Annotated in this window: 27 protein-coding genes and 1 pseudogene; 9 read left to right on the plus strand and 19 right to left on the minus strand. The window is 56.3% G+C overall.

Annotation, left to right across the window (positions count from 1 at the left end; all coding sequences use genetic code 11):
• Window positions 1-72: 72 nt before the first annotated feature.
• The 3 genes from OTG14_RS01360 to OTG14_RS01370 form a co-directional block, all read right to left on the minus strand.
• Window positions 73-741: a class I SAM-dependent methyltransferase gene (locus OTG14_RS01360; RefSeq protein WP_071994451.1), complete on the minus strand. Its 669-nt coding sequence runs from the start codon at window positions 739-741 to the stop codon at window positions 73-75.
• A gap of 214 nt (window positions 742-955) precedes the next feature.
• A complete protein-coding gene (locus tag OTG14_RS01365; RefSeq protein WP_248272927.1) occupies window positions 956-1,411 on the minus strand; it encodes a hypothetical protein in 456 nt (151 codons plus the stop codon).
• A gap of 207 nt (window positions 1,412-1,618) precedes the next feature.
• Window positions 1,619-2,503, minus strand: a complete 885-nt coding sequence (locus tag OTG14_RS01370) for a LysR family transcriptional regulator (RefSeq protein WP_248272926.1) — start codon at window positions 2,501-2,503, stop codon at window positions 1,619-1,621.
• Between the two features lie 119 nt (window positions 2,504-2,622).
• Here OTG14_RS01370 and gstA point away from each other — a divergent pair, with 119 nt between their 5' ends.
• Entirely contained in the window at window positions 2,623-3,228 is a 606-nt protein-coding gene (gstA, locus tag OTG14_RS01375) for a glutathione transferase GstA (protein ID WP_048993219.1), read from the plus strand.
• Here gstA and OTG14_RS01380 read toward each other — a convergent pair.
• From OTG14_RS01380 to OTG14_RS01420, 9 genes are all read right to left on the minus strand, one after another.
• On the minus strand, window positions 3,222-4,235 hold the full coding sequence (locus tag OTG14_RS01380) for a C45 family autoproteolytic acyltransferase/hydrolase (RefSeq protein ID WP_267214472.1): 1,014 nt from the start codon (window positions 4,233-4,235) through the stop codon (window positions 3,222-3,224). The two genes, gstA and OTG14_RS01380, sit on opposite strands and share 7 nt — an antisense overlap.
• A gap of 21 nt (window positions 4,236-4,256) precedes the next feature.
• Complete coding sequence (gene glnQ / locus OTG14_RS01385; RefSeq protein ID WP_024906944.1) at window positions 4,257-4,979, minus strand: glutamine ABC transporter ATP-binding protein GlnQ; 723 nt, start codon at window positions 4,977-4,979, stop codon at window positions 4,257-4,259.
• 2 nt (window positions 4,980-4,981) lie between these two features.
• Window positions 4,982-5,638 (minus strand): glutamine ABC transporter permease GlnP, encoded by a 657-nt coding sequence (gene glnP / locus OTG14_RS01390; RefSeq protein WP_024906945.1) that lies wholly within the window; start codon window positions 5,636-5,638, stop codon window positions 4,982-4,984.
• Window positions 5,639-5,688: 50 nt separating this feature from the next.
• Window positions 5,689-6,441 (minus strand): glutamine ABC transporter substrate-binding protein GlnH, encoded by a 753-nt coding sequence (gene glnH, locus OTG14_RS01395; RefSeq protein ID WP_267214473.1) that lies wholly within the window; start codon window positions 6,439-6,441, stop codon window positions 5,689-5,691.
• Between the two features lie 125 nt (window positions 6,442-6,566).
• Window positions 6,567-7,121 (minus strand): carboxymuconolactone decarboxylase family protein, encoded by a 555-nt coding sequence (locus OTG14_RS01400; RefSeq protein WP_267214474.1) that lies wholly within the window; start codon window positions 7,119-7,121, stop codon window positions 6,567-6,569.
• Window positions 7,118-8,446 carry an aspartate aminotransferase family protein gene (locus OTG14_RS01405; RefSeq protein WP_048993199.1) on the minus strand — a complete coding sequence of 443 codons (1,329 nt, stop codon included), beginning with the start codon at window positions 8,444-8,446 and terminating at the stop codon, window positions 7,118-7,120. The genes OTG14_RS01400 and OTG14_RS01405 overlap by 4 nt, the downstream gene beginning before the upstream one ends.
• Before the next feature lie 127 nt (window positions 8,447-8,573).
• Window positions 8,574-9,431 carry a MurR/RpiR family transcriptional regulator gene (locus tag OTG14_RS01410; RefSeq protein ID WP_208763590.1) on the minus strand — a complete coding sequence of 286 codons (858 nt, stop codon included), beginning with the start codon at window positions 9,429-9,431 and terminating at the stop codon, window positions 8,574-8,576.
• A gap of 233 nt (window positions 9,432-9,664) precedes the next feature.
• Window positions 9,665-10,255, minus strand: coding sequence for a hypothetical protein (locus OTG14_RS01415; RefSeq protein WP_248272921.1), 591 nt, complete (start codon window positions 10,253-10,255; stop codon window positions 9,665-9,667).
• A 111-nt stretch (window positions 10,256-10,366) separates the two neighbouring features.
• Window positions 10,367-11,251, minus strand: a complete 885-nt coding sequence (locus tag OTG14_RS01420) for a LysR family transcriptional regulator (protein ID WP_248272920.1) — start codon at window positions 11,249-11,251, stop codon at window positions 10,367-10,369.
• A gap of 106 nt (window positions 11,252-11,357) precedes the next feature.
• Here OTG14_RS01420 and OTG14_RS01425 point away from each other — a divergent pair, with 106 nt between their 5' ends.
• From OTG14_RS01425 to OTG14_RS01435, 3 genes are all read left to right on the plus strand, one after another.
• Window positions 11,358-12,911, plus strand: a complete 1,554-nt coding sequence (locus OTG14_RS01425; RefSeq protein WP_267215182.1) for an MFS transporter — start codon at window positions 11,358-11,360, stop codon at window positions 12,909-12,911.
• Between the two features lie 98 nt (window positions 12,912-13,009).
• Window positions 13,010-13,828: an AraC family transcriptional regulator gene (locus OTG14_RS01430; protein WP_032649665.1), complete on the plus strand. Its 819-nt coding sequence runs from the start codon at window positions 13,010-13,012 to the stop codon at window positions 13,826-13,828.
• A 75-nt stretch (window positions 13,829-13,903) separates the two neighbouring features.
• Complete coding sequence (locus OTG14_RS01435) at window positions 13,904-14,266, plus strand: cupin domain-containing protein (RefSeq protein ID WP_032649663.1); 363 nt, start codon at window positions 13,904-13,906, stop codon at window positions 14,264-14,266.
• A 122-nt stretch (window positions 14,267-14,388) separates the two neighbouring features.
• Here the strand turns inward: OTG14_RS01435 and OTG14_RS01440 are convergent, their stop codons facing one another.
• Window positions 14,389-15,270, minus strand: a complete 882-nt coding sequence (locus OTG14_RS01440; RefSeq protein WP_032649661.1) for a LysR family transcriptional regulator — start codon at window positions 15,268-15,270, stop codon at window positions 14,389-14,391.
• Window positions 15,271-15,375: 105 nt separating this feature from the next.
• On the opposite strand from OTG14_RS01440, the gene budA reads away from it, so the two are divergent.
• The 4 genes from budA (at window position 15,376) to OTG14_RS01460 (ending at window position 19,244) form a co-directional block, all read left to right on the plus strand.
• The gene (gene budA / locus OTG14_RS01445; RefSeq protein ID WP_061098944.1) at window positions 15,376-16,155 is read left to right on the plus strand and encodes an acetolactate decarboxylase; all 780 of its coding nucleotides are present in this window, start codon (window positions 15,376-15,378) and stop codon (window positions 16,153-16,155) included.
• Entirely contained in the window at window positions 16,127-17,848 is a 1,722-nt protein-coding gene (gene alsS, locus OTG14_RS01450) for an acetolactate synthase AlsS (protein WP_198925452.1), read from the plus strand. The genes budA and alsS overlap by 29 nt, the downstream gene beginning before the upstream one ends.
• Window positions 17,849-17,868: 20 nt before the next feature.
• Window positions 17,869-18,639: a (S)-acetoin forming diacetyl reductase gene (locus OTG14_RS01455; RefSeq protein ID WP_024906954.1), complete on the plus strand. Its 771-nt coding sequence runs from the start codon at window positions 17,869-17,871 to the stop codon at window positions 18,637-18,639.
• A gap of 131 nt (window positions 18,640-18,770) precedes the next feature.
• Window positions 18,771-19,244 carry a cold-shock protein gene (locus OTG14_RS01460; protein WP_248272919.1) on the plus strand — a complete coding sequence of 158 codons (474 nt, stop codon included), beginning with the start codon at window positions 18,771-18,773 and terminating at the stop codon, window positions 19,242-19,244.
• 43 nt (window positions 19,245-19,287) lie between these two features.
• Here OTG14_RS01460 and OTG14_RS01465 read toward each other — a convergent pair whose 3' ends face one another.
• The 5 genes and pseudogenes from OTG14_RS01465 to OTG14_RS01485 all read right to left on the minus strand — a co-directional run bounded on the left by OTG14_RS01465 (window position 19,288) and on the right by OTG14_RS01485 (window position 24,292).
• A complete protein-coding gene (locus tag OTG14_RS01465; protein WP_248272918.1) occupies window positions 19,288-19,992 on the minus strand; it encodes an ABC transporter ATP-binding protein in 705 nt (234 codons plus the stop codon).
• The gene (locus tag OTG14_RS01470) at window positions 19,979-20,815 is read right to left on the minus strand and encodes an ABC transporter ATP-binding protein (protein ID WP_267214475.1); all 837 of its coding nucleotides are present in this window, start codon (window positions 20,813-20,815) and stop codon (window positions 19,979-19,981) included. The genes OTG14_RS01465 and OTG14_RS01470 overlap by 14 nt, the downstream gene beginning before the upstream one ends.
• Window positions 20,808-21,641 carry an ABC transporter permease gene (locus OTG14_RS01475; protein ID WP_267214476.1) on the minus strand — a complete coding sequence of 278 codons (834 nt, stop codon included), beginning with the start codon at window positions 21,639-21,641 and terminating at the stop codon, window positions 20,808-20,810. Before OTG14_RS01475 ends, OTG14_RS01470 begins: the two co-directional genes overlap by 8 nt.
• Complete coding sequence (locus OTG14_RS01480; RefSeq protein WP_248272915.1) at window positions 21,641-22,654, minus strand: ABC transporter permease; 1,014 nt, start codon at window positions 22,652-22,654, stop codon at window positions 21,641-21,643. The genes OTG14_RS01475 and OTG14_RS01480 overlap by 1 nt, the downstream gene beginning before the upstream one ends.
• A 70-nt stretch (window positions 22,655-22,724) precedes the next feature.
• A pseudogene (locus OTG14_RS01485) lies at window positions 22,725-24,292 on the minus strand (ABC transporter substrate-binding protein).
• Between the two features lie 201 nt (window positions 24,293-24,493).
• Between OTG14_RS01485 and OTG14_RS01490 the strand changes: the two are divergent.
• Complete coding sequence (locus OTG14_RS01490) at window positions 24,494-25,192, plus strand: GNAT family N-acetyltransferase (RefSeq protein WP_248163546.1); 699 nt, start codon at window positions 24,494-24,496, stop codon at window positions 25,190-25,192.
• 33 nt (window positions 25,193-25,225) lie between these two features.
• Here the strand turns inward: OTG14_RS01490 and OTG14_RS01495 are convergent, their stop codons facing one another.
• Window positions 25,226-26,920, minus strand: a complete 1,695-nt coding sequence (locus OTG14_RS01495) for a thiamine pyrophosphate-binding protein (RefSeq protein ID WP_248272912.1) — start codon at window positions 26,918-26,920, stop codon at window positions 25,226-25,228.
• Between the last annotated feature and the right edge of the window lie 8 nt (window positions 26,921-26,928).

A 26,928-nucleotide genomic window follows, 5' to 3' on the forward strand; every position in this document is an offset into this window, starting at 1 on the left:
AGCGGAATTCAGACTAGCATCTAATTTCGATGACTGAAGCGGATGTAACTTTAACGAGCAATCAGTCGATAATTATTTCAAAGAACATACCAGAGTGGCATGATCCCACCACTCGTTGGTATTAACTTTTGTTGCAAGTACGTTAAATTGTGCTTCCTGTATCTCATTTGTTAATGCAGGGAGAGGTTTCAGGGTACGCCAGGGGTGACCTTCTTTCAGTAAATGATGTCTTATAGGATCAAAAACACTAATATCATCAGAATTACGGGGGCTTCCACACATGGAGCTGATCACAAGCCGTCCGCCGGGTTTGAGCAATCTTTTCGCTTCTGCGAAAAAGCGAGTTCGGTCATCATCTATCAGGCAATGCAAACAACTACCATCAATAACCAGCTCAAACATTGAGTCCTTGCATTGATAAATATGACAAACATTTCCGACAAGAAAATGAGCGGAGAGGCCCGCTTGTTGAAAACGCCTTTCAGCCCATCTGATAGCGGTTTCAGAAAAATCCACACCCCATACTGAATATCCTCGTTCAGCAAGAAACTGCGCAGCCATCGCTCCATTACCACATCCCATTTCAAGTATTGGCGCGCCAGGTTGGGGTAAATAATTATTAAAATCAAGCCACTGAAAGATTTTTTCTTGCTGTTCTTTTGCCCTGAAATAACCTTTATCAGCCCAAGCTATAGCCCCATTCGCTATGAGTTGTCTGTATTTTTCTTCATAGGGATTCATATTTAAGACGCTTTATTGCAACAATAACACCCTTTATTTTATATGTTATTTATGGAAAAGAATGAAGTTTCTGGCGAAAAAGTGCGTGCTGTAGATACACGCAATAACGTCCGCTTTCACTCTTAAGGGACATTCGACAAACAACATTGTATTTTGCGTAAGGCCGAAATTCCTGCTTCTTACTCAACAGTTTTCCGGCCTCCCATCTCACGCCTCAGTGCGCCGCGATATACGGCTCCTTCACAAACTCCGCCATTAGCCAGACCATATCATGCAGCAGCCCGGTCAGCTCTTTCGCCACGCTCGCAGGCAGTGTTCCGCCCATCACCGCCAGCGTTAACGCCACGGCATAGTCCACCTGCAGAGTCGTCTCTTGCCAGCAGTCCGGCACGCAGGAAGCCATCTTTTCTCCCGCAATCAGCTGTTCAACCAGATACGGCGGGAGTTCAGCATCACAGCACTCCCGTAGTCGCTTCAGCGCAGCCAGCAACCGCTTACAGAGCGTGGTGGATGTCACTTCGTCGTCAGTTTCCACCAGCACGCTTACATATGCAGTACAGGCATCGGCCAGTTCGAAGAGATCCGCAGATTCGGAAATTGAATTGTTGATGAGGTGACAAACAGCGCTTTCCGCAGAGAGCGCGTAAGAAAATTCAGGGGTAGTAGCCACTTAGCATCCTCGTTGTGCAAAAAAATGTCATGTTATGCTAACGGGTTCCTACGCCCGGTTACGGATGTGCCGCAACGCAGGCACTTTACGACCGCGAAGAAGGGAAAAAAAGGGATAGCCATGAATTACATCAGGTTGCTTGCAGGTTTGCGAGGCGGCTTCCAGAAGGGCGTAGCCGCCGGGCACATTTTGTACCGCGGTTACTCTTTACGCAGACTTTTTCATTTTGATCAATCCTTCTAATAACGTCTGCGTCGCGCGGGAAGATTTGCCCGCCTGGGAGCAAACCAGCCCAAACTCCCGGCACAGCGAAGGCGTCACGGGCACGATGCACAAACCGCGTAATTCATCCGGCAGGGCGGATTCAGGTATCAGTGCGACGCCCAAGCCTTCGCGTACCAGCAGGCAGGCGCTGATCCAGTCGCGGACGGTCACCTGTACGTCAGACAGTTCCAACCCAGTCTGCTCCATCAGGCTTTTTCCATTGACGGCACAACCGCCTGTGGCGAGTACGAAGGGCTGGTCTGCCAGTTCCTCAAGGGTGATGCCGCACGTGCGTGCATAGCGAGCCAGACGGTGGTTGGCTGGCAGCACTGCGACCCATGCATCTTGCCCCAGGATCGCATCCGCGCGTCCGGGAACAGGGTTCATGACCACGCCGAGATCAACCGTATCTGCCGCAAGCCACTCTTCGACCTCCTGGTCCGTGCCTTCCAGTACGACCACCTCTATTTCAGGATGCAGGCGCTTCACGTCCCGCAGCAGCCCCGGCAAAAGCGTGGACGTTACTGACGGAAAACTGGCAAGTCGAATGCGCCCGCCACTCAGCCCGCGGCTCTCATCCGCCAGTGTGCGGATGGCGTCCAGCCGTGCCAGCATGCTTCTTGCCTCTTTGACAACCCGCTCGCCCAGGGCTGTAACACCGACGTGGCGTCGCTCACGCGTAAATACCGCAAATCCTAATGAAGCCTCTAACTGAGCGATCGCCTGGCTGGCACCCGACTGCGTCATGCCGACCTCTTCAGCGGCACGCGAAATATTACTGGCGTCCGCCACGGCAACCACCAGGCGCCAGTGCAACAGATTCATCATGGGTATCAGTAGCTCAGCTAATAGTTATTTTATGAATCGTTAATTTTACAGAGATAACGGTTTTAAGCACAGTGAATGCAAACCGTATGTTTATCACTCACAGCTTTAACGGAGAGATTATGAAACTCTATTACGCCCCGGACACCTGTTCACTCTCACCCCATATCGTGCTTCGCGAACTGGCGATTGAGTTTGAGCTGGTTAAAGTGGACAACAGGAGCAAGCTTACCGCTGACGGGCGCGACTTCCTGACCATCAACCCTAAAGGCTATGTCGCCGCGCTTGAACGGGATGACGGAAATATCCTGACCGAGGGGCCAGCGATTTTGCAGTACCTCGCTGACCTCAAGCCGGAGAGGGGGCTGGCGCCGCGAGCAGACAGCTGGGAGCGGGTGCGGCTTCAGGAATGGCTTAACTTTATCACCAGTGAAATACACGCGGGATCGGCTCCTCTTTTCAATCGCGTGCTGCCCGAAGAGGTCAAATCCATTTTTCGTGAGAAGCTCTTCAGGCGGTTCAGTTTTCTTGAGGAAACGCTCTCCACTCGCGCTTATTTGACGGGATCGACCTTCAGCGTGGCAGATGCCTATCTTTTTACCGTGCTGGGGTGGTGCAAGTTCTTCTCCATTGAGCTGAGCCCCTGGCCTGCGCTGCTGGAATACAGAGATAAAATTAATGCCCGTCCAGCGGTGCAGGCCGCATTACGTGCGGAAGCGGCTCAGTAAGACTGTAAAGCAGGTTTTTGCCGATCGTGTGTGAATATCTGCCATTTTATCTCCGACGTACTCAGGGTAAAAATGGCCGTGGCCAGCGTGTTCTCTTCATCCGGGTCGTGTGGCGAGAGACGATAAATCGGGAGCGCGGGATCATGCTGGTCTGAAAGAATACCCAGTGCCGCCGCACCATCAAGGTGAGATTGCGTCTCCAGCCAGGCGTTTAGCCGCTGCTGGCGTGACCGGGAGCTGTCGGTGATCACCTGCTCAACCGCGTCAAGCTGAGGGTGGATAAGGTGATTAGCATGGGCGAAAACGTCCCGCAGCGGCGTGACGGAGCAGCCTGTTCCCGTCGCTTCTACGCTAAACAGCCGGCTGTCTCCCATTTGTCCCAGCGTATGATGAAATGCACCGGCGCGTGGCACGGTGGTCAGTATTGAGATGGCTTCATCTAAGGTGGCGGCATTCAGCGCGGCGCGGGCTAATACCTGGCGCGGCATTCCGCGTGGACGGTGCAAAGCGCGAATGTTATTCACCGTATTCACCACGCCCTTTTCGTTTACGGCGAAGGTATGTCCGCAAATTGAGCCCGGATAAGCAAAACTGGTGAACGCCAGGCCGTCATCCGGGGTGATGCTGACGATGGCGCAGTCATTACGAAGCTGCGGGAAACCGTCTTCATTATGCGCGATAATCAGCTCCCCCTCTGCGGTTCTTCCCGCTACCGTGGTACAGCCATCAGAGGTTGAGCGCACCAGATCGCCGCGGCAGTTCCAGGCAAACACCTCATCAAACGGTGCATCCAGACCCTCGGCTAATCCCTCCAGCTCCTGCCAGATCAGGGGATAGTGTGACTGGACCCGCGAGCGCATGCTTCGGGTCTGTTCTGCGTCTTTCATGGCGGTAACGGTTTGCCACAACGCCGTTTGCGTGAGTTTTGCATGCCAGGCCTCGCGGCCAAAGGCGCCAAGTTCCTGACCTACTGCAAAAGCGGAACCACGAATGTCGATTTTTTTCATAGTATTATCATTCACTTCTGTTCAGGATACGTGTTGCAAAAATTCTTTCAGGCGTGGATTGCGACTGCTATTCAGCAGCATATCAGGTGGACCATCTTCGGCAATGGTGCCGCCATCAATAAAGATGAGCCGTGATGCCACATCCCGGGCGAAGCCGATTTCATGGGTCACAATCACCATGGTCATGCCTTCTTCGGCCAGCGAGCGCATGACTTTCAGCACCTCGTGCCGTAATTCGGGGTCCAGCGCTGAGGTTGGCTCATCGAACAGCATCATTTTCGGTTTCACCGCCAGGGCTCTGGCAATGGCCACGCGTTGCTGCTGACCGCCAGAGAGCTCTGATGGGTAGTGACTGGCGCGTTCGCGTAAGCCAACGCGGTCCAGTAGCGCCAGCGCCTGCTCCCGCGCGGCGGCTTTGCTCTGTTTGCGTACGCGAACCGGACCAAACATCACATTCTCCAGCGCCGTCAGATGGGGGAACAGATGGAACTGCTGAAACACCATCCCGGCTTCGCGGCGGATATCACATTCGTTAGCGTGAGGATCGGTAATATGCATTCCCGCTACCAGCAGCGTGCCAGAGGAAATTTCCTCCAGCTTGTTAATGCAGCGCAGCAGCGTCGATTTGCCCGAACCGGAAGGGCCGATGATCACCACGACTTCGCCGGCGTCAATTTTTAAATTGATGTCGTGCAGCACCTGAGTGGCGCCGAAATTTTTCGACACTGCGCTAAATTCAACCATGCTCATAAAATATGGATCCTCTTCTCCAGTTGCTTCAGCAGGAAACTCAGGCACAGCGTCACCAGCAGATAAATCATTGCCACTGCGGTCCAGACTTCCAGCGCGCGGAAATTACCGGCAATAATTTCTTGCCCCTGACGAGTTAATTCCGCCACACCAATCACAATAAACAGCGAGGTGTCTTTAATACTGATAATCCACTGATTACCTAACGCAGGGATCATACGGCGTAATGCCAGCGGCATAATGACATGCCATAGCGTGCTGCGCTGAGATAATCCCATTGCCAGGCTGGCCTCTCTAAAACCTTTATTAATCGAGAGGATCGCCCCTCGGGTGATTTCTGCAATATAAGCACCCGAGTTAATCACAATAGTCGTAATGGCCGCGGTTACCGGATCGATATGAATCGGTAACACCATGGGGAGTGCGAAGTAAATAAACATCACTTGTACCATAATAGGCGTCCCGCGGATTAACTCGACAAAGACTAACGAGACTGTCTTTGATATTTTCCCTCCGAGCGCCCGGCAGGTTCCCGCCAGCAGGCCAATAACAAAACCACCCAATAAACCTGATAATGAAATAATCAGCGTCAGCTGTAGTCCTTGCAACAGCAGCGGCAGGGACTCCCAAATATATTTACTGTCGAAATTCATATGTTACCCGTTAAGATGCAACGAGGTCGGATCGCTCCGACCTGGCGGGATTATTTTGGCTGTTTAGCAAACCACTTCACGTAAATCTTGCTGTAAGTGCCGTCCGCACGTAACGCCTGCAGCGCGGCGTTGATCTTCGGCGTCAGGCTGCTGTTCTTCTGCATCGCAAAGCCGTAGTGCTGCGGCAGAATGCTGTCAGTCTCGCCGGTCGATTTCACTTTGCCATCACCTGCCGTTTTTACGTAATAGAGCACGTTGGGCGAATCATGCACCACGGCATCAAGGTTACCTGCCTGCAAATCAAGATAGGCGTTATCGATATTCGGGAATTCGACATAGTTCGCCTTATATTTGCTTTTCATAAAGCTGGCCGCCGCCGTTCCCTGCTTTAATCCCACTTTCTTTCCTGCTAAATCGCTGAATTTAGTAATGGTATTATCGCTGCTTTTCACCGCCATTAATAAATCAGCATCATAATAACCGTCGCTGAAATCGACGACCTGTTTACGCGCGTCGGTTATCGTAATGCCCGCCATGGCGACATCCAGATTACGTGATTGCAAACCCGGAATCAGTCCCCCGAAGTCCATCGGGCGTAATTCGTAGCTGACGTGCATTTTTTTAGCAATCGCATCCCACAAATCAATATCAAAGCCGACGTATTTATCGCCTTGTTTAAATTCAAAGGGGACAAACGCGGTATCAACGCCAACCGTTAATATATCCTGTGCTTCTGCCACAAAACTGGCGGAGCAAGCGACCAGTGCTAACGTAACTTTTAATTTAGTGAATAATCCAGACATGATAACCCTCGGCGTCAGTAAAGTAGCGTGCATGAATGTCACCCGGCGAAATATATCGGCAGGGTGGGGAAATAAAAAAGTTGATATGCAGGGCGCACTTTCATGCGCCAAAATTAAAACGATACTTATGCGGGAATAATCTCATCCCGCGTGTCGGGTACCGGCGTCTGTGCGCCGTTCATTACCATCGAGAGAAAACTGTAATAACCATTAATTCCGATTAGATCCACCACGCCTTTCTCGCCCCACAGCGCGATAGCGTGCTGCCAGGTGGCATCGCTGACCTTCTGCTGCTCCTGTAACTCCTTGCAAAAGTGATAGACCGCCCACTCATCCGACTGCAAATCCTCTGGAAGACGCTTTTCATTAATCGCCTGCACTGCCGCGGCAGAAATACCTTTCTCGCGCGCTATCGGCGCATGAATCGCCCACTCCACAGGCTGCGACCAGTGCCGCGCGGTCATTAAAATCGCCAGTTCCGACAGGCGCTGTCCCAGCGCGCTGCGATAACGCAGGTATTCGCCCATGCGTTGCGCATGCGCCATCAGCTCTGGACTGCGCAGCAGCGGCTCGAAAGGTGGCAGCAGCGCACCGCGGGGCCCGTTGATTATCTCTTCGGCCAAAGCACGCTGCTGGTCGTCCCATTCATGCTCCGCCAATGGGGGTAAACGATTGATCATAATTTGCCGGTCTCTTCGCGAATGACGGTGTTCAGCGTGTCCACTACAAAGTCGAGCTGGCCAGGCGTGACAATAAACGGGGGGGCGATCAGGATATGGTCGCCATACTGCCCGTCAATCGTTCCACCCATTGGATAGACCATCAGCCCACGTGACATACAGTTTGCTTTGATTGCTGCGTGCAGTTTCAGGGCAGGATCGAAGGGGGTTTTGCTGGCTTTATCGCGTACCAGCTCAACGCCCGCAAACAAGCCGCGTCCACGCGTATCACCGACATGCGGTAATTCCCCCAGCACTTCACGCAATGCGTTGTGCAGGTAAGCCCCCTGTTGCCTGACCGCCTGCAGTAAATTATCGCGCGCGATCACCTGCTGCACGGCCAGGGCTGCGGACGCGGCGGTCGCGTGACAAATGTAGGTGTGCCCGTGCTGGAACAGACCGCTACCGGCCTGCAGCGCTGAGACAATCTTCTCGCTCGCTAATACTGCGCCAATCGGCTGATAGCCGCCCCCCAGCCCCTTCGCGATGGTCACCAAATCCGGCACCACATCATCCTGTTCAAACGCATGCAATGTGCCGGTGCGTCCCATGCCGCACATGACTTCATCCGCGATATAGAGGATGCCGTATTTATCACACAGGTTGCGTACACCTTTAAGATAGCCTGGGGTAGGCGGCGTGGCGCCGGTGGTGGCTCCCACCACGGTTTCTGCACAGAAACCAATAATGGTGTCGGGACCGGCCTCAATAATGGCTTGCTCCAGCTCGTTGAGCAGACGCGTGGTGTATTGCTGCTGGGTTTCGTCTGCGCGGCGGTCGCGATACTCATTGCAGGCCGAAACGCGAATAACGTCGATCAGCAAGGGAGCAAACTGGCGGCGGCGCCATTCGTTGCCTCCCACCGCGAGCGCTCCAAGGGTATTGCCATGATAGCTCTGTTTACGGGCGATAAATTTGGTGCGCGACGGCTGGCCGATCTCAACAAAATACTGGCGCGCCAGCTTGAGCGCAGTTTCGACCGCTTCCGAACCGCCCGAAACGAAATAGGCATAGTTAAGATCGCCAGGCGCCGTGCGCGTCAGCTGTTCAGCAAGTTGTTCAACGGTGTCGCTGGTAAAAAAACTGGTGTGGGCATAGGCCAGTTGATCGATCTGGCGATGCATCGCAGCCAGAACGTCCGGATGCGCGTGGCCTAAACAGGAAACGGCGGCGCCACCGCAGGCATCCAGATACTGTTTTCCCTGTGCATCAAAAATGTACGCCCCCTGGGCGCGTACCGCCACGGCGGGCGTGTTGCGTAGACTGCGGTGAATGATATGGGTCATGCGGGTCCTGCTCCTGAATACGCTGTGCTAATAAAGCGCATCTTGCAGGATCCATTTGTATCACGTCAATTTCATTTTGATCCAAATGCATTCTGTTTTCTTATGCCGGATGCAAATGAATTATTTTTCAGGATTTTCCGGGCACCACATAGGCGCCAGAGTCGATAAGATAGCGTTCAGCATTTTCGATTTTATTGACTGCATCCCGACCATGGCGCGCGACCAGCATCGCCAGTAAACACTCGGCGAGCCCCATACCAGACACCACGGAAGGAAAAAACGACGGGCTGTCGATGGAGAACAGCAGCGTGCAATCGGCAGCCTGGGCTAATGGCGAGACGGGAGAATCCGTAATGGCGACGATTGTCGCGCCTGCCTGCTGGGCTGCGCGCAGGACATCGAGCGACTCACGCGAATAGGGGGCAAAACTGGTGAGTAACAGGCAATCTTGTGCTGTTAATTCGCGGGTGAACACCTCGATATTGCTCGCCAGACCATCAATGAGTGATGCTTGCCGATTGAACAGTCGATAGACATAAAACAGCGACCAGGCGATAGGAAAGCTGGCCCGGAAGCCGCAAATATAGACATTCTCAGCCGCGTCCAGCAGCGATACAGCCTGCTCCATGGCCTGATGGTTTTCATGCTGTGTGAAAGCCAAATTTACCTGATGCGCCTGAAACACCTCTTCATACAGCTGCGGCTGAGTGCCTTTGGCAATCAATTTCTCGGCTTTGGATACATATGTATCATTGCGCAGTCCGAGTTCATCAATGAATGCGTTCTTGAGTTCACCCCAGCCGTTGTAACCCAATCGTTGCGCTAACCGCAGCAGCGTGGCGGGTTTTACACCTGCTTCACTGGCGAAGGCACGCATCGATAGCACGACCAGCTGATTGGTATTCTGTAGAGAGAACTCGGCAGCACGCTGTAATTCTGCAGACAACTCACTGAATGTACTGACAATATTTTCCCTTGGATTCATAGCAAATAGTCCCGCTTTTTAAGGTTAGCGCTGCTGTTGTCAACTTACGTTCGATCTTCACAGACCGAACGGGTTCGCGTTGTCTCAGAAACGGATGATGAAAACACAGAGTGAATAAGTCAACGGGGAGCTGAACAGGGGGGGGTATCAGACGCGCGAAACCAATCTGATGATCATTATGATAAAGGCCAAAGGTAAGACTGTTTTCTATGCAGCATAGCGCTGCTCCTCGCTCATTCCAGCCCTTCGATATTCGACTTAACCGCTTTCAGCGTCTTTCTTCGGATCCAGCCGCTCCCGGCCCGTATTGCCAGCCAGTAGGCTACCATTTTTAGGTGAGTACGTTTGTCCGGACAATAGACGAAGGTCTCCGTACAGAGTTCATGTTGACCCGGGGCCAGTTCCGTTACCTGGTAGCGGAGCAACAGTTTTGCGCTGCCCGGCGCGGCTGGAGACTGAAAAGCAATGGCATCCGGTGCGTTTTCCAGACCGAAATCAGTCCTCCAGAATTGGCCTTTTAAGCCGTAGCTGAGCTCAGAGGCTGAGCTTTTCAAAAGCGTAAAGCTGTGCAACCCAAAGTTGCTGATTGAGTTAGCCTGCTGATTGCGCAGAAATCTTTGCGGCAATTGCCGCAAAGACATCAGCCGACGAATCACGGCATCTTGCCGGACGTCAAAGTTGGCAATCAACGGCAGAATATTTTCAGGATGCGCAGTAAGAATGACCGCTCGGTGTTTTTCATGAAACTGGAACTGGGGGAGAAAAGCAGGAACATCCCGCCACTGAGCAAGCGCTTTGCGGGTAACGAATCCGGGGTTCAGCATTGTTCTTCCTTGTCATCCTTTGAGCACAGCCAGAGTAACAGATGGTTTGCGGCAGACAATTACCAGGAAAACGTAGTACCGAAGCGTGCATCAACAAAACAATTACGGCTTTTAGATCCCGTTTTCAGACATGAAATCAATAAAGCAGCGAATTCTCGGGGAAAGGTGGCGTCTGGTTGCCCACAGCGCAGAAAATTGCCCTTGTCGTATACATGAACCCGATAAAACTTCTCTTAACTCTCCCTTTTCCAGTGCGTCACTCACGACAAAATCAGGAACGTAACTGATGCCCATTCCCGCAGTGCTCATGCGGATGATGGCTTCAATATTGTTGGCGGTTAAGACAGAAACCGGTGTGAAGTTACTTATCCCATCCGCACACTGCATCTCCCAGGGCTGTAATAACCCAGTTGAGGGAAAGCGGTAGAGAATGCACTTATGGTTGTTTAAATCCTCCGGGGATGCCGGTGAACCATACTCCAGCAGATAAGCGGGGCTGGCGCAGAGAACAAAACGGAAGCTACCAAGCTTCTTCGATGTGAGCCTGGAGTCCGCAATTTCACCGCTGCGTATCGCCACATCGAACCCTTCATCAATGATGTTTACCAGCCGATCGCTGAAGTCCAGCTCCAGCTCTATAGCTGGGTAGCGGCGGGTGAAGGACGGTAGAAGGGATAACAGCAATCGATAGCCTGTTACCGGAAGAGAAACCCTGAGTTTGCCAGAAGGTTGAGCAATATGGCGGGTCAGTTCGGCCTCCGCGTCCTGCAACTGTTCCAGGATCTGCTGACAACGAACCAGTAATACCGCTCCTTCTGCCGTCAGGCTTACGCTCCGGGTGCTGCGATTGAAAAGCCTGACGCCCAGTTTTTGTTCAAGCCTGGCAACATTTTTGCCAACGGCTGACGCTGAAATGCCTAGCAATCTTGCTGCCTGAACAAAACTCAGCGTTTCCGCGGTCCTGACAAACGAGGTGAGTGACGTCAAACTATCCATTGATTATAAACTTTATCTCTATTCAGTTGGTATTTTCAGTCTATTTATCTTGCTAATTGTCCGCAATAACATGGTTCACGTATTTCTCGCGAACCAGGATAACCCGATGCGCTCTTTCATAACTTCATTTCTCCGGCTTGCAGGAAGCCCCGCCGCCGCCTCAATTTTCGTGGCGGCCATACTGCTGCCGGTCAGTTTTACCGGTGGAGTGGTGACCACCCCTGCAATCAGCCATGAACTTGGCGGTTCCGCTGCGGCACTCTCATGGTTGACGAATGGATTCATGCTGACCTTCGGTAGCTTTCTCCTGTCAGCAGGCATAATGGCAGATGCAGCAGGCAGAAAACGGGTATTCATCCTGGGATTATTGATCTTTGGCCTCAGCAGTTCGCTCATATTCTTGGCCAATAATCTCTTTTTAATCAGCGTGCTCAGGTCACTACAGGGTATCGCAGCAGCGATGACTTTAGCGGGCGGGAGTGCTGTGCTCGCTCAGCTCTATGAGGGCGTTGCCCGAACCCGGGCATTCAGTATCCTGGGGACGATGTTTGGCACAGGATTAGCCTTCGGCCCTCTGGTTATTGGGTTTATCACTGATGTTCTGGGCTGGCGGTGGGTATATGCCTTGATGGCGCTGATCTCCGGAACGGTCATGCTGGCGGGCTCGTTGTTTATTCCCATGTCGGAAAAAAGTGAAAATCGACAGGTGGATTACGCAGGCTTAGCGCTGTTTACCGCTGCGCTGGTTCTGTTTACCGCGGGGGTCATGCTGGTGCCTGTCTGGGGATTCTTATCCCTCTCCAACCTTGCTCTGTTTGCTACCGCTTTACTGCTTTTTATCACGTTTATAGTGCGCTGCCTGAACGTCGAAAATCCTGTATTCGACTTATCTCTTGTGCGCGAGCCGCGTTTTGCCGGCGTCCTGTTGCTGCCGGTAGCAACCTGCTATTGCTATGTTGTACTGTTGATTATCCTCCCGCTGCATTTTATGGGCGGTGACGGCCTGAGCGAGACACAGAGTGCGTTTTATCTTATGGCACTGACGGCTCCGATGCTGATCGTTCCCTCACTCGCCGCCTTAATGACCCGGTGGTTTAATCCCGGGGCTGTTTCTGCCGCAGGACTCATGTTATCCGCAGCCGGATTGCTTATTCTCGGCCTGGCTTTACAGAGCACCAGTAGCAACCTCTTAGTGTTTTCACTGGTTTTAACCGGTGCGGGCGCCGCGCTTCCATGGGGGCTGATGGATGGCCTGGCTATTTCCTCCGTGCCTGTCGAAAAATCCGGTATGGCAGCAGGCCTGTTTAATACTGTTCGCGTTGCGGGAGAGGGCATTGCGCTTGCTATGGTGTCAGCATTTTTAGTGGAAATGAACGCGCTCAATCTTAGAAAGAACCTCTCCGGTTATGCGTCAAAAAGTATTGATAGTGCCGCTTCATGGCTGGGAAGTGGCAATATTGAACGGGCCGCCGCTCTTTTGCCGGAACTTTCTCATCCATTACTCAGGGAAAGTTATGATTCAGCCTATGTTTGGCTCTTTCGTCTCCTCGCCGTCATCACTGCGCTTTGCGCATTCCTGGTCTGGCGAATGTTAGGGCGGATAAGTCCCGTTTATACCTCCTTACCTTCAGCGGGGTCCCGGCCCCGACCCCCGTGTTAGCGCGCAAGGTCTTGCCGCGTTGCCAGCGACGACTTTCCAAACTGCACCCTATGCGTTTATGGTGTTGTTTCACCCTCACAGGGCATCAGGTGTCATCTATGACGAATGCAAAAGCCAACAAAGACTGGGTCAGACTGGCGCAACAACCCGGGAAAATAGAGCGCATTGAGGCGTATTTCAGCGGCCATGGCTATGAGCCGCATCGCCATGACACTTACGCCATAGGCCGGACCTTGTCCGGGGTGCAGAGTTTTCACTATCGGGGGAGTCAACAACATAGCCTTCCGGGCGGAACGATGGTCCTGCACCCGGACGAAGTGCATGATGGAGAAGCGGGAACAACAGAGGGATTCCAGTATCGAATGCTGTATATCGATCCGGCGTTAATTCAAAAAATCCTGGGCGGAAAGCCTTTGCCATTTATTCCCGGCGGGATTTCATCCGATCCCCGGCTTTTTGCCGCGACCGAACCGCTGTTAAAAGCGCCAGAAGAATCTGTCGATACGCTGGAAGAAGACGATGCGCTCTACGATCTCGCCCACGCGCTGGCCATCGTGGGAGGGCAACGTTTTCGCCGGAACAAGGTGGATTATCAATCCGCAGAGCGCGCGCGCGAATATATACACACTGAATTCATTCAGAACATTACGCTGGATACCTTATCCACCGTCAGTGGCAGGGATCGCTGGAGCCTGAGCCGGGATTTTCGTGCGCTTTACGGAACGAGTCCCTATCGCTATGTGACCATGCGTCGTCTTGAATACTGTCGACGCCTAATTCAGGCAGGCTTGTCGCTTGCTGAGGCTGCCGCTGCCGCGGGGTTTTCCGATCAAAGTCATATGACACGGCAGTTTATAAAAACGTTAGGGATCTCTCCGGGACGCTGGCAAAAATTCATCCAAAACAGCCGTGCCTGATTTGCACGATCGTTCAAGACCGGCACGCCGACCTTATTCTATCCTGGACGCTTCTCAACCATAGGAAGTATCTCCATGTATCAACCTGTTAATTTAGAAAATAAATTTTCTCTCTTCGACGCGCACTGGCAGCCGAAAGTCATCGCCCGGATGAACGACTATCAGTTTAAAATCGTCAAAATATCGGGTGATTTTATATGGCACGCGCACCCTGAAACCGATGAGGCATTCATCGTGGTCGAGGGCGTGTTACGTATTGATTTTCGTGACGGACATGTGCTCGTCAATCAGGGGGAAATGTACGTAGTGCCAAAAGGCGTTGAACATAAAACGTCTGCTGAAACGACGGTAAAAATGATGATGATAGAACCTTGCGGGGTCCTGAATACCGGACACGAGGGCGGGGATCGCACCGCAGAGAACGATGTCTGGATTTAACGCCGGAGGCTGCCTTGCCGGGTGGCGGCTGCGCCTTACCCGGCCTACAAGAGAAAAAAGAAAAGCGACACGAACCGTAGGCCCGTGCAAGCGAAGCGCCGCCGGGCACAGCCGCACTGCCGTCACCCCTCGCTCAGCATCGTCAAAAATCGCTTCACCGTCCGCGAACGTTCAAAACGCCGCCAGCAGAGCGCAATATCGGTATAAAGCTCCGGTGAACTCAGCGTGTGATAGGTGACATTCGGCGGTGAAATGGCCGCCATGGATTTGGGGACCAGCGCGAACCCGCCGCCAGCGGAGACCATGCTCAGGGAGGACGAAAGCTGCGACGACTGCAGCGCGTGCTGCACGTCAATCCCGGCCCGCTCGCAGCAGCCGTGAACCCGGTCATACAGGCCCGGCGCGACCTCCTGCGGGAACAACACCACCGGCGTTTCCCGAAGCTGCTCTAACGCCAGCGAATCGCACGCCGCCAGAGGATGATCGCGATGCAGCGCCACCACCATCGGCTCCCGGTCGAGAATTTTTAACTCGAATGCCTTGCTGCTCTCGCACGGCAGGCGCACGAAGGCGATATCCAGTTCACCCTCTGCCAGCATCGTCGTCAGCGACGACATATTGGCTTCCACCTGGTGAACCTGCACCGCCATGTTCTGCACCTGAAACTGGCGAATCAGGGTAAAAATTTTGGGATGAAAAGCGTCGGAGCTGGTGATGCCAATCGACAGGTTGCCGTTCAGCCCGCGCGCGATGCCGCGGGCTTTCTCCAGCGCGGCATCGCTCAGCGCCAGGATCTTGCAGGCATCCTCATAGAAGGCTTCTCCCGCTTCGGTCAGCTCCACGCCCCGCGTCAGACGTCTGAACAACGGCGTGCCCACTTCCTCTTCGAGCCGTTTGATTTGCTGACTCAGAGGAGGCTGTGAAATACCCAGCGCTTCGGCCGCCCTGGTGAAGTGTCGCTCGCGTGCAACCGCGACAAAATACCGCAGATAACGAAGTTCCATATCTAAAACGTCTCAAACCAGCATGGTTTCTATATTGGAACTCTCTGCTGAATCGGGTCAACATTTATTTAACCTTTCTAAATAAAGTTGAAGAGGACGAGCATGATGATGCATTCATCTGCCTGCGACTGTGAGGCCAGTTTGTGTGAGACCCTGCGCGGGTTCTCCGCCCAGCATCCTGACAGCGTGATCTATCAGACATCGCTAATGAGCGCCCTGTTAAGCGGCGTGTATGAAGGAGAGACCACCATCGCCGATCTGCTGGCACACGGTGATTTTGGTCTGGGTACCTTCAACGAGCTGGACGGCGAAATGATTGCCTTCAGCAGTCAGGTGTACCAGCTGCGCGCCGACGGCAGCGCCCGGGCCGCGAAGCCGGAGCAGAAAACGCCGTTCGCGGTCATGACCTGGTTCCAGCCGCAGTATCGCAAAACTTTCGATGCGCCGGTGAGCCGTCAGCAGATCCACGACGTCATCGACCAGCAGATCCCCTCCGATAACCTGTTCTGCGCGCTGCGCATCGACGGCAACTTCCGTCACGCCCACACCCGCACCGTACCGCGCCAGAAGCCGCCGTACCGCGCGATGACCGACGTGCTGGACGACCAGCCGGTGTTCCGCTTCAACCAGCGCGAGGGCGTGCTGGTCGGGTTCCGCACGCCGCAGCATATGCAGGGCATCAACGTGGCGGGCTATCACGAGCATTTCATCACCGACGACCGTCAGGGCGGGGGCCATCTGCTCGACTACCAGCTGGAGAGCGGTGTCCTCACCTTCGGTGAAATTCACAAGCTGATGATCGATCTGCCCGCCGACAGCGCCTTTTTACAGGCCAATCTTCACCCCAGCAATCTGGATGCGGCGATCCGTGCCGTCGAAAACTAACAGGAGAACTACCGTGAACAGTGAGAAACAGTCACGTCAGTGGGCGCACGGCGCCGATTTGGTTGTTGGCCAGCTGGAAGCGCAGGGCGTGAAGCAGGTGTTCGGGATCCCGGGGGCGAAAATCGACAAGGTCTTTGACTCCCTGCTGGATTCCTCCATCGAGATTATTCCGGTGCGTCACGAAGCCAACGCGGCGTTTATGGCGGCGGCGGTAGGGCGTCTGACCGGCAAGGCCGGGGTGGCGCTGGTGACCTCCGGGCCGGGCTGTTCCAACCTGATCACCGGCATCGCCACCGCCAACAGCGAAGGCGACCCGGTGGTGGCGCTGGGCGGGGCGGTGAAGCGGGCAGATAAAGCCAAGCTGGTGCACCAGAGCATGGACACCGTCGCCATGTTCAGCCCGGTCACCAAATACGCCGTGGAGGTGAGTGCGCCGGACGCGATTGCTGAGGTGGTTTCCAACGCGTTTCGCGCCGCCGAGCACGGCAGGCCGGGTGGCGCATTCGTCAGCCTGCCGCAGGATATTGTCGACCAGCCCGCCACGGGGGCAATTTTGCCCGCCAGCGGTCCCGCGCTGATGGGGCCGGCACCGGAATCCGCCATCAACGACGTGGCGAAGCTTATCGAAAAGGCCAAAAACCCGGTCATTCTGCTGGGGCTGATGGCGAGCCAGCCAGCCAACAGTGCGGCGCTGCGCAAGCTGCTGGAGAAAAGCCGCATTCCGGTTACCAGCACCTATCAGGCCGCCGGGGCGGTGAACCAGGAGCACTTCACCCGCTTCGCCGGACGCGTCGGTCTCTTCAATAACCAGGCGGGCGACCGGCTGCTCCATCTGGCGGATCTGATTATCTGCATCGGCTACAGCCCGGTGGAATACGAGCCGTCCATGTGGAACAGCGGCGACGCCACGCTGGTGCACATCGATGTGCTGCCTGCCTATGAAGAACGAAACTACGTGCCGGATCTGGAGCTGGTGGGGGACATCGCCGAAACGCTGAATCAGCTCGCTAACCGTATCGACCATAAGCTTGAGCTAAGCCAGCGGGCCTCCGAAATTCTGGTCGATCGCCAGCATCAGCGCGATCTGCTCGATCGTCGCGGCGCCTCGCTCAACCAGTTTGCCCTGCATCCGCTGCGCATCGTGCGCGCCATGCAGGACATCGTGAATAACGACGTGACGCTCACCGTCGACATGGGCAGCTTCCACATCTGGATCGCCCGCTATCTCTACAGCTTCCGGGCACGTCAGGTGATGATCTCCAACGGTCAGCAGACCATGGGCGTCGCGCTGCCGTGGGCCATTGGCGCGTGGCTGGTCAACCCGAGCCGCAAGGTGGTGTCGGTCTCCGGTGACGGCGGCTTCCTGCAGTCGAGCATGGAGCTGGAAACCGCGGTGCGCCTCAACGCTAACGTGCTGCACATCATCTGGGTGGATAACGGCTACAACATGGTTGCCATTCAGGAAGAGAAAAAATACCAGCGTCTTTCCGGCGTCGAGTTCGGCCCGGTCGATTTCAAAGTCTATGCCGACGCCTTTGGCGCGAAAGGCTTTGCCGTGGAGAGCGCCGACGCGCTCGAACCCACGCTGCGTGCGGCGATGGATGTGGATGGCCCGGCCGTGGTGGCCATTCCCGTCGACTACAGCGATAACCCGCTGCTGATGGGCCAGCTCCATCTCAGCCAGATTTTGTGAATCAACATAAGGACAGAGAAATGCAAAAAGTTGCTCTCGTAACAGGCTCAGGCCAGGGGATTGGTAAAGCGATCGCGCTTCGCCTGGTGAAAGATGGCTTTGCCGTCGCCATCGCCGACTATAACGTGGAGACGGCAAGAGCCGTCGCCGATGAAATCATCCGTAACGGCGGGAACGCCGTCGCCGTGAAGGTGGATGTCTCTGACCGCGAACAGGTATTTGCGGCGGTGGAGAAAGCCCGCACCGCACTGGGCGGATTCAACGTGATCGTCAATAACGCCGGGATTGCGCCGTCTACCCCAATTGAATCCATCACGCCGGATATTGTCGACAAGGTCTACAACATTAACGTGAAAGGGGTGATCTGGGGGATCCAGGCCGCGATTGACGCGTTCCGCAAAGAAGGGCACGGCGGCAAGATCATCAACGCCTGCTCCCAGGCGGGCCACACCGGCAACCCGGAGCTGGCGGTCTACAGTTCCAGCAAGTTCGCGGTGCGCGGCTTAACCCAGACCGCCGCACGGGATCTCGCGCCGCTGGGGATCACCGTTAACGCCTACTGCCCGGGCATCGTGAAAACGCCGATGTGGGCAGAGATCGACCGTCAGGTCTCCGAGGCGGCGGGTAAACCGCTGGGCTACGGGACCGAAACCTTTGCCAAACGCATCACGCTTGGCCGCCTGTCTGAACCGGAAGATGTCGCCGCCTGCGTCTCATACCTGGCTGGGCCGGATTCCGACTACATGACCGGCCAGTCGCTCTTAATTGATGGTGGGATGGTGTTCAACTAAATTCTAATAAGCTCTGACATGAGTTTTCCCCTGCACCCGTGCAGGGGCTTTTTTTTGTCTCCTCCGCCATTGTGCATTACACTGCGCGCTGCAAAACTTTAGTCATTACGATCTGACAGGCGGTAACAGCGATGAACGGTACAATCACAACGTGGTTTAAAGATAAAGGCTTTGGATTTATCAAAGATGAAAACGGCGATAACCGCTATTTTCATGTGATTAAGGTCGCGAACCCCGATCTGATTAAGAAAGATGCCGCGGTGACCTTCGAGCCGACCAACAACAACAAAGGCCTTTCCGCCTACGCGGTGAAGGTGATCCCCGAAAGCAAACATCTCTATATCGCAGGCGAGCGCGTGAAGCTCACCTCGATCAAATCCTTCGTGGTGTTCAACGAAGAAGAGCCCGCGGATACCAAAATCGACAAAGAAAATGCGGTGCTGTCGGTGGGGCTGCTGATGAACAGCATCAAGCCGAAATCTGATAAAAAGCCGGGCGAAATGCGCACGGTGAAGAAGCTGGCAATCACCACCTTCCAGAACACGACGCTGATCTTCACCGAAGATGAGATCGACATTGATGCCACGGTAAAGCTGCTGAAGTGATTGTTTGCCGGGTGGCGGCGATGCCTTACCCGGCCTGGAAAACTTAACCCATCCTGTGCTCGCCCCGTAACATCGCCTCACGGTCAAACACCTTCTGGATCTCCCCGTGCGACATAAACGCCGCCCGGTCGGACATATGGGCAATCACGTCCGCATCGTGACTCACCAGCAGATAGGTCATCTCGTGCTCGGCCTTCAGGCGGTTGAGCAGGTTCAGGATCTCCGCCTGCACGGACATATCCAGCGCCGAGGTCGGCTCGTCCAGCAGCAGAAGCTGCGGGCGCAGCAGCAGCGCGCGGGCAATGGCAACGCGCTGGCGCTGGCCGCCGGAAAGCTGGTGCGGATAACGTTTACCCGCGTCGGCAGAAAGCCCCACCTCGTGCAGCGCATTGGCCACCTTTTCCGCGATTTGTGTCTCGCCATGGATGCTTAACGGCTCCGACAGCGTGCGCGCAATGGTGTGGTTCGGGTGCAGCGACGCCCACGGATCCTGAAACACCATCTGCACGTTGCGGCGAAGCTCGCCTTCAAAACGTCGCCCTGGCGTTAACGCTTTTCCCAGCAGCGCAATACTGCCGCGCCACTCGCGCTGCAGCCCAGCCAGCACGCGCAGAATCGTCGATTTGCCGCAGCCGGATTCACCAATCAGGCTGAAGGTTTCACCTTTCTCGATGACAAAGCTGGCGGCGGACACCGCCGTTTTCTCCCCGAAGCTCACCTGGAGATCCTTTACTTCAACGAGCGCCATTATCGGCCTCCTTCCACGGCTGCGAACGGTCGAGCGTTGGCAGCATCTGTCCATAAGTATGGACGTCTGGACGACAGGTCCACAGGGTGCGCGTGTACGGATGCGTTGCCTGCGGGAGTTGGCTTGCCGCCATCTCATCCACCTTTTCGCCCTGATACATCACCAGCACGCGGTCGCAGTGCTCCGCCACCAGCGGCAGATCGTGGCTGATTAACAGCATCGCCATCCGGCGTTCTTCGCACTGCTGCACCAGCAGTTCGAGGATCTGGCTACGCAGGCGGGCGTCCAGCGCGGAGGTAGGTTCGTCGGCAATCAGCACCTGCGGGTTGTTGACGAGCGCAATCGCAATCATCACCCGCTGGCCCATGCCCCCGGAAAGCTCACCGGGGTAGCGCTGGAGGACATGTTCGTTGAGTCCGACGGCGCGGATGATGTCGTGAATGCGTGCCTGGCGTTCTGAACGCGGCAGCCGCTGATGCAGCGTGAGCGCCTCATCAAGCTGGGCGGCGACGGTTTTCACGGGGTTGAGGGCGTAGCGCGGGTCCTGCATGACCATCGCAATCCCGTTGCCGCGCAGCGCCTGCCAGCGGCGGGAGCTCAGGTTCAGCAGGTCGTTGCCGAGCACGTTAAGCCGGTTAGCGCTTACGATGCCGGGCTTACGCACCAGCCCCATCAGGGCGCGGGCGGACATCGACTTGCCGGAGCCGGATTCCCCCACCAGCGCCAGCCGCTCGTTGCCAAGCGTGAAGCTCAGGTTGTTGACCACGCGCGCGGCGGGGTAGTCGATATTCAGCGTATCGACGATGACGCGGTGTTCAGTCATGCTGTGGCTCCAGTACGTCGCGCAGGCCGTCGCCCAGCAGGTTAAAGGCCAGGCTGGCAAACAGGATGGCTCCGCCCGGAATGGCGGCAATCCACCACTGGTCGAAAATGACCTGCATGCCGTCGGCAATCATCGCCCCCCATTCGGCCATGGGCGGCCGTGCGCCAAGGCCGAGGAAGCCGAGACCAGCGGCCGCCAGAATAATCCCTGCCAGATCCAGCGCCAGGCGCACAATCGCGGACGGCAGGCACAGGGGCAGAATATGGCCGACCAGCAGGCGCATGCCGCGAATGTCCATCATCTCTGCGGCGGCCAGATAATCGCTGTGGCGCAGACGCTGAATTTCACTCCGTGCCTGACGCGCATAGGCAGGCCAGGTGGTTAAGGCCAGCGCCAGCGCGCCGTTGACCAGCCCCGGGCCGAGCATCGCCACAAACGCGAAGGCGAGGATCAGGCGCGGCATCGACATCACCACGTCGGTGAAGCGCATCAGGATGCGCTCCATCCAGCCGCCGTAGTAGCCGGACAAAATCCCCACCAGCAGCCCGGCAGGCAGGGTGATAACGGTAACCAGCGCCACCAGCCCGAGCGCCGGACGGGTGCCGTAAATCAGGCGCGAGAGCAGGTCGCGCCCGTAGCTGTCGGTACCCAGCCAGTGCTGGCCGTTCGGTGCCTGTAAGCGCGCGGCGGCGTCCTGCCAGTTCGGGTCAAGCGGCGCGAGCCAGGGGGCGAACAGGGCGATAAACACCAGCAGCGCGATGGCCACCAGCCCGCAAAACGCGGCAGGGGAGCGGCGCAGGCGGCGTAAGAAAAGATAAAACGGCATCAGCGCACCCTGGGATCGGTCGCCCGCACAAGCAGGTCGGTAAGGTTATTGATCAGCACAAAGCAGACGCCAATCAGCAGCGTGCCGCCCATGATGGCGGTGGTGTCTCCGGCGAACAGGGCGGTGGTGAGGTAGCGCCCGATCCCCGGCCAGGAGAAGACGGTTTCGGTCAGTACCGCGCCTTCCAGCATGCTGGTGTAGGCGAGGGCGATCACCGTCAGCAGGGTGCCACGAATGTTTGGCAGCACGTGGCGCAGCAGGATGGTCATCTCCCCGGCTCCCTTGGCGCGGGCGAGCAGGATGTACTCTTTGTTCATTTCGCTCAGGCAGGCGGAGCGCGTCAGGCGGGTAATGCTTGCCAGCGAGTAATAGGCCAGCAGCAGCACCGGCAGCACCAGGTGGCTGAGGGCGTTGCGAAACGCCTCGCGGTCGCCGGAAAGCCAGGTATCTATCAGCGCAAAGCCGGTACGCTGTTCGACGGTGAACTGCCAGATATCATCCAGCCTGCCGGGACCCGCGCTCCACTGCAGCTTCGCGTAGAACAGGGCCAGCATCAGCAGGCCGAGCCAGAAAATCGGTACCGAGTTGCCGAGCAGGGTAAGGGTTCTGATGGCGAGATCGAGCGGCGAACCGGCGTAGCGGGCGCACAGCACACCCGCAATCACGCCGAGCACGGCGCCGATGATCAAGGCAAGGGTCGCCAGCTCCAGCGTGGCGGGGAAGGCGTGCAGCAGATCCTGCAGCACCGGCTGTCCGGTGGCGCTGGCGGTGCCTAAATCACCATGGGCGAGGTTTTGCAGGTAGTGCGAGAACTGCACGGGCAGGGGCCGATCCAGCCCGAGCTGGTGGCGAACCTGATCGTACGTCGACTGGCTGGCGTGATCGCCGACGATCTGCAGCACGCGATCGACCGGTGAAAATGCCGACAGCGCAAACGTGACGAGCAGCAGCCCGAAAAGCGTGAGCAGCAGGGTCAGCAGACCCTGGAGCACGCGGGTGGAAAGATGTGGCATGGGAAAACCATTATTCTGAAAATATGCACGGACGACCCCCTCTCCCACGGGAGAGGGAGAAAGACAAGGGCTACTTCGTAACGCGATCGTACCAGACCATATCCGCGTTCAGCCCCTGCTGATACCCCTTCACGTTATCGCGCACCACGATCTGGGTTTTACCCTGATCGACAAATACGTATGGCGAGCTCTGCTGCAGCTGTTCCTGCATCTTCTTGTACAGATCCAGACGCTTCGCCGGATCCGGCTCAGCTACCGCCGCCAGCGTGGCCTTGTTCAGCTCCGGGATTTTCCAGCCGTTCAGACCGGCCACGGTGCTGGACTTCCCGTCGTTCCACGCGAAGGCGCTGGCGTTAGAGTGCGCATCGAAGTAGTCCGGGATCCACAGACGAATCGCCGCCTGATGCTGCTTAGCGCGCACGCGGGCATAGACCTGGCTCCCGGCGGCAGGCAGCAGATCCACCTTCACGCCACCCTGAGCAAAGCTCGCCTGCATCGACTGGGCGATGGTGATAAACGGCGGCTTGTTCTCTACGTCCAGCGTGAAGTGCGCGTCCTTAATGCCCGCTTTGGCGAGAATGGCTTTCGCTTTTGCCGGGTCAAATTTAAACGGATTGTCTTCCAGCGCGCCCGGCAGACCGACCGGCAGAAAGCTCTGGTGAACAAAATACTGGCCTTTCAGCAGATTTTTAGTGATGCCGTCATAATCGACCAGCCAGCGCGAGGCTTCCCAGAAGGCCGGGTTGTTCAGCAGCGGGTTAGCGCTGTTGCCGGTGTTAAACACCAGGTAATTCTGCTCGGCGGATGGAATGCTCAGCACCTTCACGCCCGGCTTGCCGTCCAGCGCGCTTATCTGATCGGCCCCCAGATCGCGCGCCACGTCCGCATCACCCTGCTGGATCAGCAGGCGGCGTGATGCCGGATCGGGGACGTTTTTAATGATGATGCTTTTGAGCTTCGGCGCGCCGCCGGGCGCGGAGTCGTTAGCTTCCAGCACGATGGCCTGATGCGGCTGATAGACGCGCATTTTGAACGCGCCGCTGCCCGCCGAGTGCATTTTCAGCCACGCGTTACCGAAGTCATTATCCTTCACGTTCGCGGCGACCTGCTTTTCATCGACGATAGAGGCAATCGGCGTGGAGAGAATATTGAGCGCCACAGACGGGCTGACGTCCGCCGTCCAGTGCAGCTGGAGGGTATGATCGTCCACCTTTTTCAGCTGGCTGGCGATGTTGCTCGCGTCCCAGCCCAGCACGTTCAGGATAAAGGCCGGGGATTTGTTCAGCGTCACGGCGCGGGTGTAGGAGAAAATCACGTCTTCCGGGCGCAGCGGGTTGCCGGAGGCGAATTTCGCATCGGGTTTAAGCTTGATGGTCAGGGTTTTTGCTGCCGCGTCCGCTTCCCAGCTTTCTGCCAGAATCGGCGTGATTTTTTCCGGATTATCGCGGTCCGGCTGGACCAGACGCTGGTACAGGCTCGGCACGGTCTGGATGCTGGAGAGCTCGTTGGCTTCAGCCGGGTCGAGGCTCACGATGTCATCAAGCCCCTGGGCAACCACAGCGTGTTGGGCGGAGTAGCGGCGTGGGTAGCGCCTGAGAGCGCAGCCAGCACCAGTAACGGCAACAGTTTTTTCGTCATAGCGATCCCTGAGAAGAATATATTGTGATTGTTTTATGCTCCGCTACGTTAGGGCGACTATGACATTCCGCAAAGTCGAAATTCAGCTTTGCTTATGCCTTCCGGGAATATCGCATGCGCTCGGGCTATTAAAATACGCTGCTTTTCGCGCGCTTTTTAACCTGCTATAACAAATGCCTTACCTTTCAGGGAGTCACCGCCGTGCCCGAAATCAATCAACATGGTCAAACCGTTAACGATATCGTTCCCGACTGGAAAGGCGCGCGCGCGTTAACCCGCACGCCGCTGTTCGGCCAGTATTGCCGCCTGGAGCCGCTGGACGCCGATCGCCACGCGGCCGATCTCTATGAGGCCTATGCGCTGGGCGACGACAGCGACTGGACGTGGCTTGCCAGCACGCAGCCCACGAGCGTGGAAGCCACCGCGCACTGGATCATGGCGAAGGTCATGGATGATGAGCTGGTGCCATTTGCCGTCATTGACTTACGCACCGAACGGGCGGTGGGGCTGGTGAGCTATATGGCCAACGAGCGGCTGCTGGGGTCGGTGGAGATAGGACACGTCACCTGGTCACGTAAAATGAAAGGTTCCCGCATCGGCACTGAAACGGTGTGGCTGCTGCTGAAAAATGCGTTTGAGCACGGCTACCGACGCCTCGAGTGGAAGTGCGATTCGATGAACGTTGCCTCACGCAGGGCGGCGGAGCGGCTGGGGTTTGTCTGGGAAGGGCGCCTGCGCCAGAAGCTGGTGCGCAAAGGACGCAATCGTGATAGCGATATGCTTTCTATTATTGACGGCGAATGGCCGCAAAGAGACGGGGAGCTGCGCGCCTGGCTGGCGGCGGAGAATTTTGACGACGACGGGCGTCAGATAAGGCGCCTTGAGGCGTTTCGGTTATAAGTGTTTTATGTAGGGTACAGCGTAAACGCGCGGCTAATCCGCGGAAATCGCGATTTCTATCAGGTTGGTTTTTCCTGACTGTAGCCCGCGCGCTACCGCTTCGGCGATATCTGCAGCCTCGGTTACCCGGCAGCAGTGGACGCCCATGGCGGTGGCCAGCGACTGAAAATCGATATGCGGGTTCACCAGGTCCATCCCGATAAAACGCCCCAGCCGCGTTGAGCTGTAGTCGGCCTGGCTCTTCATAAAGTTTTTCAGGATGTTGTACTCCCTGTTATTCATGACGATAAAGGTGACCGGCAGATTTTCGTGTGCCGCCGTCCAGAGCGCCTGCGGCGAGTACAGGGAGGCTCCGTCACCTATCAGGCAGACCACCGGCTCCCGTCCGCGTCCCAGCGAGTGCCCTACTGAGGCAGGCATCCCCCAGCCCAGTCCGCCGCCGCGCATAAAGTAGTAGCGCTGGTGCTGCTGGTCAGAGATGAACCGGCGGACATGCCGGGCGGTCGCTATCGCCTCATCCACGATGGTGGTACCCGCCGGAATGGACCGGATGACTTCCCAGGCAGCGACCATCGGTGAGATCGCCGGGCGTAGCCGCTCGGCGGCCAGACGTTCCTCCTGCTGCTGCCACTCCTTCTCCCGTTCGTCACGGGCTGCAACCAGCAGCCGCTGGTGGGCCAGCGTGCTGGCGATCAGGCGCTGCTTAAGCTTTGGCAAAAGTTCGTGCAGGGACAGTTTGATATCCCCCATCACCGAAAGGCGAGTGGCATAAGTGCGGCCAAGCTCGTGCATATCCGCCGAGAGCTGATACACCGCGCAGGTCGCCGGAATGGCCTCGCCCTCGCTGTACAAAATGGTGATCAGGCTTCTGCCGCCGATGATGAATACGGCATCGTAGGCGTTGATGATGCTGGCGATTTCGCTGGCGGTGGTGGGCATATTGCCCCGCCAGAGCGCGTGCTGAGTGGGAAAAGGCAAATTCAGCGGCCAGGAGGAGCCGTAGACATGGGCGCTGAGCGCTTCCGCCAGCTGGACAATCTCCTGCGTCGAGCCGCTGGAGTGCACCTCATCGCCCGCCACAATCATGATCCTGCCGGGCGTAACCTGGCTCAGTTCTTCGGCCAGTTCGTCCAGCGAGCCCGCCACGGTGTGGTAGTTCACTTTAGAGGCCGTTTGTATCCCGGCGTCGCTGAGCTCTTCCATCACGTTCATTGGCAGAGAGAGCAGCACCGGACCAGCCGGAGGATAGCTGGCAGCGTGAAACGCGCGGCGCACCAGCACCGGGAGCTGGTCGGCGCTGGTGACCTCCTGCGCCCATTTCATGACCGGGGAGCCAATGGAAACAATATCATCATACAGCAGCGGGTCGCGGACGTAGTGCCGCGTATCCTGCTGTCCAACGGTGACCACCAGCGGGGTTTTCATGATCCGCGAATTAATCAGATTCCCCATGCCGTGCCCCAGACCGCTGGCGGTATGCAAATTGATAAAGCCCGTTTTGCCGGAGGCTTTCGCATAGCCGTCAGCAATCGCCACTACGGTGCTTTCCTGAAGCGCCAGAATATAGTGAATATTTTCATGGCGAAGCAGGGCATCAATGAGTGGAAGCTCGGTGGTACCGGGGTTGCCAAAAATATATTCCACGCCTTCACTCTCCAGCACTTCAAGGAGAATATCGGCACCCGTTCGCATATTGAGATCTGATAAGGACGTTAATGATTTAATCATACTGATAC

Origin of the sequence: Enterobacter pseudoroggenkampii (assembly GCF_026420145.1) — a bacterium.
Classification (GTDB): domain Bacteria; phylum Pseudomonadota; class Gammaproteobacteria; order Enterobacterales; family Enterobacteriaceae; genus Enterobacter; species Enterobacter pseudoroggenkampii.